General features: G+C 49.7%; 13 protein-coding genes. 7 read left to right on the plus strand and 6 right to left on the minus strand.

The window, feature by feature from the left end; genetic code table 11:
• The first annotated feature begins 68 nt into the window (after positions 1–68).
• From malX to R2X38_RS25710, 7 genes are all read left to right on the plus strand, one after another.
• A complete protein-coding gene (gene malX, locus R2X38_RS25680; protein ID WP_317525201.1) occupies positions 69–1622 on the plus strand; it encodes a maltose/glucose-specific PTS transporter subunit IIBC in 1554 nt (517 codons plus the stop codon).
• 117 nt (positions 1623–1739) lie between these two features.
• Positions 1740–2912, plus strand: a complete 1173-nt coding sequence (locus R2X38_RS25685; RefSeq protein WP_317525202.1) for a MalY/PatB family protein — start codon at positions 1740–1742, stop codon at positions 2910–2912.
• Positions 2913–3015: 103 nt separating this feature from the next.
• On the plus strand, positions 3016–3420 hold the full coding sequence (locus tag R2X38_RS25690) for a hypothetical protein (protein ID WP_317525203.1): 405 nt from the start codon (positions 3016–3018) through the stop codon (positions 3418–3420).
• A gap of 102 nt (positions 3421–3522) precedes the next feature.
• Positions 3523–4698 carry an amidohydrolase gene (locus R2X38_RS25695; protein WP_317525204.1) on the plus strand — a complete coding sequence of 392 codons (1176 nt, stop codon included), beginning with the start codon at positions 3523–3525 and terminating at the stop codon, positions 4696–4698.
• A 110-nt stretch (positions 4699–4808) separates the two neighbouring features.
• Positions 4809–6155, plus strand: a complete 1347-nt coding sequence (locus R2X38_RS25700; RefSeq protein ID WP_411186006.1) for an MATE family efflux transporter — start codon at positions 4809–4811, stop codon at positions 6153–6155.
• A gap of 217 nt (positions 6156–6372) precedes the next feature.
• On the plus strand, positions 6373–7254 hold the full coding sequence (locus R2X38_RS25705) for an NAD(P)-dependent oxidoreductase (RefSeq protein ID WP_317525205.1): 882 nt from the start codon (positions 6373–6375) through the stop codon (positions 7252–7254).
• Positions 7255–7451: 197 nt separating this feature from the next.
• Positions 7452–7832, plus strand: a complete 381-nt coding sequence (locus tag R2X38_RS25710) for a DUF2799 domain-containing protein (RefSeq protein ID WP_317525206.1) — start codon at positions 7452–7454, stop codon at positions 7830–7832.
• A gap of 109 nt (positions 7833–7941) precedes the next feature.
• Here the strand turns inward: R2X38_RS25710 and R2X38_RS25715 are convergent, their stop codons facing one another.
• The 6 genes from R2X38_RS25715 to fabV all read right to left on the minus strand — a co-directional run bounded on the left by R2X38_RS25715 (position 7942) and on the right by fabV (position 13204).
• Positions 7942–8328 carry a hypothetical protein gene (locus R2X38_RS25715; RefSeq protein ID WP_317525208.1) on the minus strand — a complete coding sequence of 129 codons (387 nt, stop codon included), beginning with the start codon at positions 8326–8328 and terminating at the stop codon, positions 7942–7944.
• Between the two features lie 352 nt (positions 8329–8680).
• Positions 8681–9022, minus strand: a complete 342-nt coding sequence (locus R2X38_RS25720) for a hypothetical protein (RefSeq protein WP_317525209.1) — start codon at positions 9020–9022, stop codon at positions 8681–8683.
• A gap of 136 nt (positions 9023–9158) precedes the next feature.
• Positions 9159–10280 (minus strand): anhydro-N-acetylmuramic acid kinase, encoded by a 1122-nt coding sequence (locus R2X38_RS25725; protein WP_317525210.1) that lies wholly within the window; start codon positions 10278–10280, stop codon positions 9159–9161.
• A 55-nt stretch (positions 10281–10335) separates the two neighbouring features.
• Positions 10336–11328, minus strand: coding sequence for a M23 family metallopeptidase (locus R2X38_RS25730; protein WP_317525211.1), 993 nt, complete (start codon positions 11326–11328; stop codon positions 10336–10338).
• A 9-nt stretch (positions 11329–11337) separates the two neighbouring features.
• The gene (locus R2X38_RS25735) at positions 11338–11721 is read right to left on the minus strand and encodes a PilZ domain-containing protein (RefSeq protein WP_317525212.1); all 384 of its coding nucleotides are present in this window, start codon (positions 11719–11721) and stop codon (positions 11338–11340) included.
• Between the two features lie 283 nt (positions 11722–12004).
• Entirely contained in the window at positions 12005–13204 is a 1200-nt protein-coding gene (gene fabV / locus R2X38_RS25740) for an enoyl-ACP reductase FabV (RefSeq protein ID WP_317525213.1), read from the minus strand.
• Between the last annotated feature and the right edge of the window lie 128 nt (positions 13205–13332).

Consider the following 13332-nt stretch of genomic DNA (forward strand, 5'->3'; position numbering starts at 1 on the left):
ACTTAATGTCTGAGGGTATTTTCACTCAACCGTAGGATCATTCAACTGATCAATGGCTTAACTGATCGGTGTTAACCCTATGGGAGTTTTTCCAGAGCCTCGGAAAAACCTTCATGTTACCGGTCGCCCTGCTGGCGTTCTCCGGTATTTTGCTCGGTGTCGGCAGCTCTTTGTCGAGCTCCGCGGTAAAAGAGAGCATCCCGTTTTTAGATTTCATGCCACTGCAATTGCTGTTCATGTGGATGACCAAGATCGGTCTGGTCGCTTTCATCTACCTGCCCGTCATGTTCGCCGTAGCCATTCCGCTGGGCCTGGCGCGTGAAGAGAAAGGGGTGGCCGCTTTTGCCGGTTTTGTGGGTTACGCAGCACTGAACCTATCCATTAACTTCTACCTCACTGTTGCCGGCGTACTGGGCAATGCCGAGCAGGAAGCGGCCTACGGCGTGAAATCGATCATTGGTATCGACTCCATCGACACCGGTATTTTAGGTGCGGTGATTGTCGGTATCATCGTGGCGAAACTGCATGCCCGTTTCTACACCTACAAGATGCCTGATGCACTGGCCTTCTTCGGCGGTGCCCGCTTTGTCCCTATCATCACCACGGTTGTGCTCGGTGTGGTCGGCCTTATCGTTCCGCTAATTTGGCCTTACTTCGCAGCAGGTATCAACGGCGTGGGTACGGCGATTTCCCACGCAGGCCCATTTGGCCCATTCCTATTCGGTGCCGGCGAACGTCTGCTTCTTCCTTTTGGCTTGCACCATATCTTGGTAGCCCTGATCCGCTTTACCGAAGCCGGTGGCACCATGGAAGTGTGTGGCAATACCGTTAGCGGCGCGCTGAATATCTTCTACTCTGAGCTGTCTTGTACCACCACCGAAAGCTTCTCGGCTTCGGCGACGGCTTTCCTGTCCCAGGGTAAGATGCCTGCTTTCCTAGGTGGCCTACCGGGTGCTGCACTGGCGATGTACCACTGCTCACGCCCTGAAAACCGTGGCAAGGTTAAAGCGCTACTGCTATCGGGTGTGGTTGCCTGTGTCGTCGGTGGTATCACCGAGCCGCTCGAATTCCTATTCCTGTTCGTCGCACCGGCGCTTTACCTGATCCACGCCGTACTAACTGGCCTTGGCTTCATGGTGATGGGGCTGCTGGATGTCACAATCGGTAACACCGACGGTAATATCATCGACTTCTTCATCTTCGGTATTCTCCAGGGTACGGCAACAAAATGGTACTTGGTGCCCGTTGTTGCCGGGATCTGGTTTGCGGTTTACTACTCGGTGTTCCGTTTTGCCATCACCCGCTTCAACCTGAAAACACCAGGTCGCGAAGTCGAAAGTGCCGAGCAGATTGCCGCGGCAGTAACCGGTGAGAAAACCACTGGCTACAAAGGCGATATCATCCTCAATGCCCTGGGCGGTGCCGATAACATCGAATCACTGGATAACTGCATCACCCGCCTGCGCTTGTCAGTAAAAGATATGTCGCTGGTTGATGATGCCGTACTCAAAGCCAATGGCGCACTGGGCGTTGTCAAACTTGATGCCCACAACCTTCAGGTGGTGATTGGCCCTCAGGTTCATTTGGTGAAAAATGAAATCCAAAGCCTGATGCCGGCTTAAGCAAAAACACAATCAATACTGATAGTTACCTGCGGGGATAGATTTCCCCGCACGGTATAAGACTGCGCTTTTCCATCAACCAGAGCGCAGTCTTATACGTTGTTCTGCGAGGCACTTATGTTTGATTTCTCCACTCCCGTTAACCGCTACGGCACTTATTGTACCCAGTGGGATTATGTCCAAGACCGTTTTGGCGAGGCCGATTTACTACCCTTTACTATCTCGGATATGGATTTTGAAACGGCTCCCTGTATCCAGCACGCCTTGCAGCAGCGCCTGACCCACGGCGTACTGGGCTACAGCCGCTGGAACCATAATGACTTCAAGCAGGCTATTGCCGGCTGGTTTGCCAAACGCTATCAGGCTGAGCTTGATCCTCAATCGCTGGTCTACGGCCCTTCGGTGATCTACATTATTGCCCAGCTTATTACCCTGTGGAGCCAGCCCGGTGAGGGGGTGTTGGTCCATACCCCAGCCTATGATGCTTTTGGCAATATGCTAAAAGCCAACCAGAGAAAATTGCTCGCCAGCCCACTGCTCAAAACGGATCAGGGGTACGAAATTAACTGGCCGCAGTTTGAACAACAAGCCAAGAGGGATGATTGTAAAGTCCTATTACTGTGCAGCCCGCAAAACCCGACCGGCAGGGTCTGGCATCGTGATGAGCTCACGCGGATGGCGGAGATTTGCCAACGCCACAACGTTAAAGTGATCTCTGATGATATTCACATGGACATGGCTTATTCCACTTACATACCGTGGTCGGAAATAGCGCCCAACACCGACTGGGCACTGGTGAGCTCAGGGTCGAAATCATTCAATATCCCAGCCCTGACAGGTGCCTACGCCTTCATTCCCGAACAACAGTCACGAGAACAATATCTGATACAACTCAAAGCGGCGCACGGTTTATCTTCCCCGTCCATCCTTGGCATCATCGCCCATATTGCGGCATATCAACAAGGCGATGACTGGCTGGATTCACTCAAGGATTACCTACAACAAAACTTACTCACCGTTGCTGAGCGGCTCAACAACGCCTTTCCTGCGATTAACTATCAAGTACCGGATGGCACCTATTTGGCTTGGATCGATCTTAATCCGCTCAACATTGATATGGACGCTCTGCAGCACATTCTTATTCACGAGCACAAGGTCGCTATCATGCGCGGTGATACCTATGGTGAAGAGGGCAAGGGCTATATTCGTTTGAATGTCGGCTGCCCGAAAAGCAAAGTAGATGCAGGCTTGGATGCCCTGATAGCAGCGCTCGCCAAGCTTCAATCATAATCGTCATCTCACTATGAACATTCAGTAACAGAATGTTCATAGTGACTAACTATTCATTTTGATAACCTAATCATTAAAGGTAAGCGATTAAGGTGACAAAGGAATGGTACTGATACTGCTATGCATTGTATGTGGTTTACTGACCCTGTTAGCACTCAAAGAAAGTGGTCAGTTTCGTAAACTATTTGGCGCCAGTGCACTCATTACTTTTCTCACCGCCAGCTTTTTCTTGTTTGATCACCTTCAAGAAGAGCGACGCTTACGGGCCTTAGCACCTTCTGCGCCCCAGTTCGAATTTGAAAGCTACAGCCCGCAAGATTACTTCAATACAGAAGACGATAATTTTAGCTTTGAGGAGCTCGAAGCGATTGCCTTCGAACTGGCCCGCCAGTTGAAAGAGTCAGAAGACTACGTGCACTCTCTTCAACAACGGCTTGAGAAAAAACGACAATTTATTGTGGATAATTGGGAAGATGAATTACCACTTGAGCTCGATTTGTCCGAATGAATCAATCAAAAGAGCGGCTAAACCCTGCGATAACCATCACATCGGCCCCAAAAAAATCGGCGTAAGCTATGCAACCTAAACAATATTGCTGTACGAGTTGTTATGATTTCGCCGATTGAATCCTTTGACCCTATTGCCTTCCGCCGTTTCCTTCATCAATACCCTGAGCGGTCACACCAAGAGCGCCAAAGCGCAGCATTCATTGCTCAACAACTGCATCAATTCGGTTTATCGCCAAGAACGGACTTAGGCGGCTATGGGATTGTGGTAGAGTGCGATAGCGAAATGCCAGGTGAAACCAGCCTGCTTCGTGCAGATTTCGATGCCCTTCCAATCCTAGAACAAGCCAGCCATGCGCATATCTCTTGTCATGAGGGCATCATGCATGCCTGCGGCCATGACGGACACACCGCCTCTTTGATGGTGGTCGCCAAACATCTAAAAGAATATCCTCCGCTCTCCGGTCGGGTACTATTGCTGTTCCAGCCCGCAGAAGAAACCGGTGCTGGTGCTGCAGCCATGCTGCAAGATCCATGGCTTGCCAATCAGCATATCGACAATGTCTATGCTTACCATAACCTACCCGGTTACCCGCTCAATGCCATAGTGATCAAACCTGATACCTTCGCTTGTGCCTCAACCGGTGTCACCATCGAGCTAATGGGCAAGACATCCCACGCGGCTAAACCTGAAGACGGGATAGCGCCAACACTCGCGATGACAGAACTGATCAAGCTACTTCAAAACTTACCCGAACAGTTTCCCGATGAATTTACCCTCACGACTGTTGTTCGTGCTTCACTCGGGGAAACCGTAAATGGCGAAGCGGCATTTGGTACCGCACCGGGGTATGCCAAGGTACTTGCCACTTTGCGCAGCGAAAACACCCATACCCTATTAGCGATGAAGGCACTCGTCGAACAGCAAATCCGTGTGCTATGCGAGAAGAAGGGCCTTCACTACGAAGTCTCTTGGCAGGAGTGGTTCAACGCCGTCGTAAATTCACCATCGCATTGCCAGCAAGTTATCATGCAGGCGCAGTCACTCGGCCTGCCTATTGAGAGCATCGATGAGCCAATGAGGTGGTCTGAGGATGTCGCTGAATTCCTCGCCAAGTGGCCTGGTGTGCTGTTCTGTATCGGTAGCGGAGAATCGCATCCCCAGTTACATAACCCTGACTACGACTTCCCAGATGGACTTATCGCAACGGCCAGCCAACTATTCTGTGCACTGATTGAAGAAAAGCATGGCAAAGGAACAAGCGCGGCTGGCGGTTAACAAATCAGAACGGATATTCAGCAAGAAGGCTCTGGAAGTGAGAGAATAGATTGAAATATAATAATACAATTCATCACTTCCAATAATCATTTGTGCAACAAGGAGCCCTCTTGCAACTCTCTCCGTTTGTTAAGAAAAACCTGAAAACCGCATGGCCACTCGCCATGAATGCATTTCTTATGCAGTCGATGCTACTTATCGACACCCTGCTGATCTCACCACTTGGAGAAGTTCCTGTTGCGGCTATTGGTATCGCCACGGCCATTGTTGCCTTCCTGCTTGGCTTTCAAAACGCCCTCGCCAACGGCACCCAACTGGTGATCAGCCGGGCCTATGGCTCAGGCCGCTCTGATGCATTGAGCGATTCAATCCTAAGCGGAATGGCAATCAACTTCGGGGTGGCGATCTTGTTCTCGCTACTGTTGTTTATCTTCGGTGAACAGCTGGTAGGCTACATCACCCAAGATCCTGAACTATTAGCACTAACAGTCAGTTACCTGCAAATTTCCACTCTCACCCTGCTATTCAGTGCCTTAACCCAAGTGATCATTGCTTGCTTCAATGGCCTTGGCAAAACCAAGATCCCGTTCAAAGGCTATCTGCTGGAGCTGCCGGTCAATACAGTGACCACTTTCCTGCTGATCCACCAGCTTGGTTTGGGGGTAATGGGGGCTGCCCTGGGTAGTTTAGTGGCGATTGTAGTCCGTACCGGTTTCCTGGTTTACTGTGTACGCATGGACGACATGATCACCCTGCGCAAACCGGGAAAAATCAGCCATTTCATCTACCTAACCAAACGCCACTTCGGTGAGATTTTCCCAATTGCCGCCAATGTGGCAATGCTGGCTGTCGGCGCGACGATCTACCAACTGCTGTACTCACAGCTGACTCTATATGCCTACGTAGCGATTACGTTGATCATGCCGTGGATCCGCATGGGTACCCAAATGACCACCGCTGCGGCCCATTCAACCGCGATCCTGATCAGCCAAGCCATAGGTGCCAACAAGCTTGATGACCTGCGAGAAAATGTTGATACCAGCATCAAGATTGCAGTGATCCTATCGATAATTACCAGCGTGTTTTTCTTCGCCCTGAGCTTGTGCTTGCCGTTTATCTACCCAGAGATGGAGCCTGAAACCTTCCAGGCACTGGCCGTCATTGCCCCGCTCTACGTCTTGCTGCCTTTGGTGCGCGGTTATAACACTGTGCACGGCCATGCACTCAGGGCGCTGGGCAAAACCAAAGCCGTCTTCGCCATCAATTTCTCCGGTCAATGGCTGGTATCACTGCCCCTGTTGGCTATCCTCATCCAATTCTTCGACGCCCCATTGTTCTGGGCGTTTGCTGTCATGCCGTTCGAGGAGTGTATCAAGGCCATCCCATTCCGCCATCTGGCGCGCAAGACACTCAATGAGTTTGATCAAAGCAAAGCGGCAGAGCTGAATTACCACTAAATCGACGGCTTTTCACCGGGGAGGTATTTGCTATTGAATTTCCCTCACTAGCACGATACCTCCCCAGATCACAATTCAAAATCAGCTTAGAGCTGGCCCAGATCAAAAAACTGTGAACTGGCGGAGATTTCACAACAATCTACATTTGCTTTAAGGCGAGCAGACGTATATCCTAAAGCCATATAGTCATACAATAGTATTTTAGTAGGAGTCTGAAATGACTAAACCAGTAATTGGTTTCATCGGTCTTGGCCTTATGGGCGGCAACATGGTTGAGAACCTTCAAAACCGTGGTTACGAAGTTAACGTAATGGATCTTAACAAAGATGCAGTTGCAGCAGTTCTAGCTCGTGGCAACGCTTCTGAAGCTGCTTCTGGTAAAGAGCTGGCTGAGAAAAGTGACATCGTTATGCTTTGCCTAACAACGTCTGAAGTGGTTGAGAAAGTCGTTTACGGCGAAACCGGTATCCTAGCGGGTATGTCTGAAGGCAAAACGCTAATCGACTTCGGTACTTCTATCCCAGCTTCTACTAAGAAGATCGGTGCTGACCTTGCTGAGAAAGGCGCTGGCATGATCGATGCTCCTCTAGGCCGTACTCCAGCTCACGCTAAAGATGGTCTTCTGAACATCATGGCTGCTGGTGACATCGAAACTTTCAACAAAGTTAAGCCGGTTCTTGACGAGCAAGGCGAAAACGTATTCCACCTAGGTGCACTAGGTTCAGGTCACGTGACTAAACTTGTGAACAACTTCATGGGTATGACAACTGTTGCGACTATGTCTCAAGCGTTCGCAGTCGCTAAGCTAGCAGGCGTTGACGGCCAGCAGCTATTCGACATCATGTCAGCGGGTCCTTCTAACTCTCCGTTCATGCAGTTCTGTAAGTTCTACGCGGTAGACGGTGAAGAGAAACTAGGCTTTTCTGTTGCTAACGCAAACAAAGACCTTGGTTACTTCCTTGCTCTATGTGAAGAGCTAGGTACTGAGTCTCTAATCGCTCAAGGTACTTCTACTAGCCTACAGGCTGCTGTTGATGCAGGCATGGGTAACAACGATGTACCAGTTATCTTCGACTACTTCACAAACCTTAAGAAGTAATTCGAACATAATTTAACGACGGCGCTGCAGCTTATGGCTGCAGCGCCGTTTTTTTTGCCACAGAGCGAAAAAGCACGCCCGTTGCGCCACTAAATCTATTGATCCGAGTATCGCAAAAGTAAGAAGGTGCCGGAGTCGACATATAGGAGGTCAGCTGCTTTATTTTAATAGGGGCTTAATATTGAGGAACCTGTCGAATGAAGCTACTCACTCCTATCCTTGTCACACTCTCGTTGCTAGGTTGTTCTAGTACCGATACCGAACTTGCCAAAGACAATCAATGGGAATTGCTTGGGTTCAAAGATGGTACTAATGGACAACACCAACGTTCCAGCACAGAGCTGACTTTTCTGAACGTTGTCGATAAATCGCAAGTTGAAAAATACAACAATGGCTTTGTGCGCGGCAACGCCGAATACTGCGATGTTGAGTCTATTTATGAAAGTGGCTTAAATGGTGCCAAATATAACGGCCAATGCCGCCATTTAGCCAACGAGCCAGAAATTGTTTCAGCATGGCACGAAGGCTATGAGGAATATCTCGTTACCGAATCGATGCTTGAAATCACCTCTGACTAAAATAAACCGCTCAACAGTGAGCGGTTTTCAGTTTTTGCTAAATAACGAGCCGTTGTCTTTTCAGAGAGGACAATTGAGAAAGAGATGGGTGAAAGTCCCAACTGACACGTTAGAAGTAAACTCTAAAGCCCGCTCTCGCTTCTAGCTCAATATCCAGCTCATCCAGATATACCGCAGGGGTCAAATCAACATAGAAACCCATAGGGCGAACACGGAACTCGGCACCAATACCTGGCGTAATTGCCACATAATGCTTATTGCGGTCGACGTACTGGCCCCCAAGGAACAGGTACAAAGGGGTGCCCTGCACACCGTAGGTTTTATTTACGCCCACACCAAACTGATCATCCAGACTGACATTGATCCGAAAGCCGTTGTGTTTCATGTCCACTCCCCAGAAAGGGTCGCCGACTGACAGGCCGATCCCTGTTTCGGCCTTGGCCCCCATTGATAAGGACATTCCCAGCGCCAGTAATAGCGTCGTTATTTTTTTCATAATATTTCCACTGCGGTAAAAAGCCGAAATATTAAAACGACGAAAACGCTCAAATGTTAAGGGAGGAGAGAATTAACCGACATTTTACAGTGCCGGCTATTATTTAAACTCTATTGGTCAATGACCAACCAATTTCAAAGTAATTAGATACTTACCTAAAAAAGCAACTAGATAACTACTTCTTACCGAGGATAGCTTTGAAGGTTTCAAATATATGTCACCAAGCGGTGCCAAGAAGTTCGACTTGAACTTCTCAACGGCCTCCTCTGAGGAGTCGGCGTAAATCAACACGTGGCAATAATGGGCAGGTAGCTTGCGTCCCCAAATCCCTACTGGGAAAGTAATATAAGTATTAATAGCTCAACTCAAATTTCACCGCACCGCTATCAATATCCAAGTCGCTATCGTCCACCACAGCACCGCCCGCCTCTACGGAGATACTGAAGTCATCAGTGGCATTAAATTTCAGGCCGGCACCGAATTCGGTGGGATCTTGGATATTCTTGTTCTGGTAGATACTGTATTTATCTCGTCCGGTATTGTCTACAGGTCGGCTGCCTTGGCCGACAAATTCAAGCGCTTGCTTAGAGTTAGACTCTTCAATAAAGATCTCGCCGAGGTCACGATCTTTTACCGCGTGCGCACTGCCTGCGACCAACAACACTACCAACAGTCCATGTCGCCATTGACCCATCATGTATAACCTCACTACTTACCACATACACCCATGGCATATATGGTTGTAAACCATCGCTTTGTGAAAAACAATGCTTATGAGTAATCACACATTCATTTCTGACAAAAACACGCTCAACATCATATTTGTCCACTCACGCAGGATAGATCACACCCAATGACGCTAGGGCAGAAGCACCGGTTACTTCAGGTACATTACTCGGTTGGCCATGAATACGCTGACGGGCAAGCCAGGCAAAAGCCATCGCTTCCATGTAGTCCGGATCAATGCCGGCATCGCGGGTATTGCCAACAGACCAGCTAGGCAGTAGCTCGGCAAGGCGCTGCATCAACAGCGGGTTATTCACACCACCACCACACACCAGCAGCTGGGGGTGATCGCCTTGGGCAAATGGCGCCACCTGGTCAGCAATTGTCTGGGCAGTAAACTGCAGCAGCGTTGCCTGTACGTCTTGCTCAGAGACAGCTTCACCCATACCATTCAATTGCGCTTCCAGCCATGGTAGGTTGTAGTACTCACGCCCGGTACTTTTCGGGTATGGGCGGGACAGGTAAGGGTCAGCCATCAGCTTGTCCAGCAAAGGCTGGTTAACGGTACCCGATGCCGCAAAGGCCCCATCTTTGTCATATTTCTGCCCATGGTGAAGGTACACCCAGGCATCCATCAGCATATTGCCAGGCCCAGTGTCATAGCCAAGCACAGGCTGTTCATGGCGCAACACTGAAATATTGGCAATACCGCCTATGTTCAAGACAACCGTCGTCGATGCCTGCATTGAAAACAAGCCCTTATGGAAAGCCGGCACCAAAGGTGCGCCCTGGCCACCGAGTGCCATATCCTTACGGCGAAAATCCGCCACGGTGGTAATGCCTGTTTTAGCCGCGACAATGTTGGCATCCCCCAGCTGCATGGTAAATGGGTAGTCACCATCAGGTTGGTGGAACACCGTCTGCCCGTGGTTGCCCACAGCGGTTATCTCAGATACCTCAACCCCTGCCTTTTCCAGCAACTGATTAACGGCATCGGCAAACAAGTGCCCGAGTTGGTGGTCCAACTGGCCTATTTGCTTTAAGTTCGTCGCCTGGCCGATGCAAACATCTAGCAAGGCCGCTTTCAAACTATCCGGCATTGGGAAAGCATCGGTTGCCAACAATTCAGGGCGTGAGGTTTGCTCCGCTTCAAAAGCGACCAAGACAGTATCCACACCGTCAAGGCTAGTTCCTGACATCACACCAACATAAAGCTCACGGGCCATAGTGTTTCCTTCCACAGACGTATATTCAACCAGTAGGCAGAGAACACCCGAAGGCTTAGCCTTCTTCCCCAGTTATGCCCTTTTCGTTGCTTGCCGTCTGGATCGGGCGTGCAATATGAGGCGACTGGGTGAGCGTAACCTGCATTGATACCACATTATTAATCATATCGAGTAACGACGCCCATTGGACGGTTTTCTCTTTTTCAAACAGGCTATCAAAATTATCCGGCGTCCATTCAACGAATGGGCGAGGATTTAATGCCCGTCCCAAAAAACGGATCTCATAGTGCAGATGCGGCCCTGTCGACAAACCGGTATTGCCCGTCCAACCGATAAGCTCACCTTTGCGGACGAATTGTCCTCGCTTCACATTGAATTTCTTCATATGCGAGTAGGTCGAGGTAAAACCCATAGTGTGATCCAGCTTGAGGAAGTTGCCGGAGCCCTTGTTGCTTGGCCGGGTGACTTCCACCACCCCATCTGCAGGGGCATAGATCTCCGTGCCGGTATTGGCCGCAAAGTCCAAACCCAAATGACGTTTACGCTTACCGGTTACCGGATGGACCCGGGTACCGAACTGCGACGACATGCGGATCCCCGGCGTCGGGTTGCCATTGGGGATCATACGGAACAAGGTTCCCCTGACCGCCGAGCTGATTGCCGCACTATCAACACGCTCCTCAAGGGTTACCACCTCGCCGTCTTCTGCCGTTTGCAGACCAAGGATGGTTTCCACATCATCAATGCGCAAAGAAAGCGCATCTAATTCGGCTTTTTTCTCATTGAGCTCAGCAACCAGTTCACGGTTGCTCGCACTCTCCTCAGTCAAGGAAGCGCTGAGCTGCTGGGCCTGAACGTTAAGTTGACTCAACTGCTGATTAGAATGGAGGTTGTCTTGGTAGAGATTATAGACACCGTAACCTCCTCCCGCCGCGGCAGCAATTAAAGCTGTCGCCGCAAAGGCGATATAACGTTTCTTGAAGCGGTTAATTAAATAATGAGAGGTGCCACGATGATCGGACACCGAAATACAAATGTTTTCTGACATGATGACTATTCACGACTCATCGAGATGTTGCTGCAAATCAGTTAGCTGTTCCAGCTCACGATGTAATAGTTCATCAGTGCCAACATTTAATTCGACCAAACGCCGGAGGTGCCCGGCACTTTCTAAATCAATATGGAAGATATGCATACGTAAATAAGCAGCATCATGGTGAACCAACTGGGTTTCCATCCGCAGTTCGATATCAGAGTCGTGTAAGCAGAACGATAAAAAATATTTATCGTCAAGATGTTGCACAGACCAGCTCTCCGGCTTGGTCAGCAACACCCCTTGTAAGGACAGATCCCGAACTTCCGCCTGCCATTCACCATTGGCATTGATTAGCGTAGCCGGAGCCTGATACAAAATACGACTAAAGTGACGACGTTCAACCATAATCACTGCATTCTTTGTTAGTTCTTTTATTACATTAATTCTAATGATTATTGGGTGATTAGACCAGATTTATCCTATTACAGAATTAACTATGTTTAGGTTTTATGATCTCTACACTGATAAGGCGTGGCTCAAAGAAGAATTTCACAACAGAAGGTGTTTCATTAGTGAGAAAATATAAACCGCCATTATGATTGCCTATATTCAAGCGACAATATAATGACGATTGTATCAACAGGGCGGCTTATCCAAAGCAATAAGCCGCCAGGTAACCTAAGCGGCGTTAAGGTTGGAGCGCCTGTAAGCTCTCAAGGCTGATATCTTGCTGGTAGTCGACCCCGGTAAAACCAAAGCCATTTAGCTCCATGAAGTCTTGCTTGTAACCGGCATAGTCGCCCAGATCGGTAAAGTTATCCGCCGTCATGTCAGCCATAATTTCGCTGACCTGCCGCTGCACTTCCTGATCCAGCTCCCAGTCATCCATGCGGATCAAGCGCTGCTCATCGGTAACTTCGCCTCCCGCGGTATAAAAGCGCGCATTGAACAAGCGCTGCATCTGCTCGATGCAGCCTTCGTGGGTGCCGTTTTGCTTCATGACTTTGAACAACGCCAAAATATAAGGGGTGAAAGCCGGGATAAACACACTGGCTTTGGTCACGAGGGCTTTACACACGGCAACATGGGCCTGGCCGCCAATCGCCGCAAGCTGTCCATTGAGCGTTTCAGCGGTATTGTGCATATGCTCTTTGGCCCGGCCTAACGTGCCATGGTGGTAGATAGGGTAAGTCACTTCTGGGCCAATGTAGGAATAGGCTACAGTGCGGCAACCTTGCGCCAGCACACCCGCCTCCGATAAGCACTGTATCCAGCTTGCCCAGTCCTCACCGCCCATCACTTTTACCGTATCGGCAATCTCCTGCTCGGTCGCAGTCTCTACCGTCATCTCAGCCAGGCTGTCGGTTTCCAGGTTCAAAGTCGGTCCCACCACGGGGTTACCCGTGGTTTTGATCACCGAGCGCCACATCTCTCCGGTTTCAGGGTTAGGACGAACACCGGTTGCCAAGCTGTACACCACTAGATCAACCTTGCCACCGAGATCATTGTTGATCACCTCGATCACCTGCTGACGTACTTGCGGTGAAAATGCGTCCCCCACAATATTGGTTGCAATACGGCCGGCTTTCTCGGCTTCCTGCTTGAAAAAGATGTTGTTGTACCACCCAGCACTGCCAACGCCTTTCTCGCTCGGCCCTCGTTCGAATGACACGCCGATAGTGTCAGCCTCTGCCCCGCCAAATGTGTGGGCGATACGAGAAGCCAAACCGAACCCAGACGAAGCGCCGAGAACCAAGATCCGTTTAGCGCCCCCGACAATAGGGTTTGCTTGTTTCACATAGTCAATTTGCTTGCGTACCGCCTGCTGGCAACCGTAAGGGTGCGCCGAGCGCGCCACGACACCTTTGATCACGGGCTCAATAATCATTGTTTACTCCAAAACTAAAACCAGAAACAGGCACCAAAAACAGAAACCAAAAACTAAAGTTGGATACTGATGCCACCCTATCGGATTTTCGCCAGCTGCAACATCAAGGAAATCAATAAACCAGCGGA

The sequence above is a fragment of the Photobacterium rosenbergii genome (assembly GCF_033022775.1).
Lineage (GTDB): Bacteria > Pseudomonadota > Gammaproteobacteria > Enterobacterales > Vibrionaceae > Photobacterium > Photobacterium rosenbergii_A.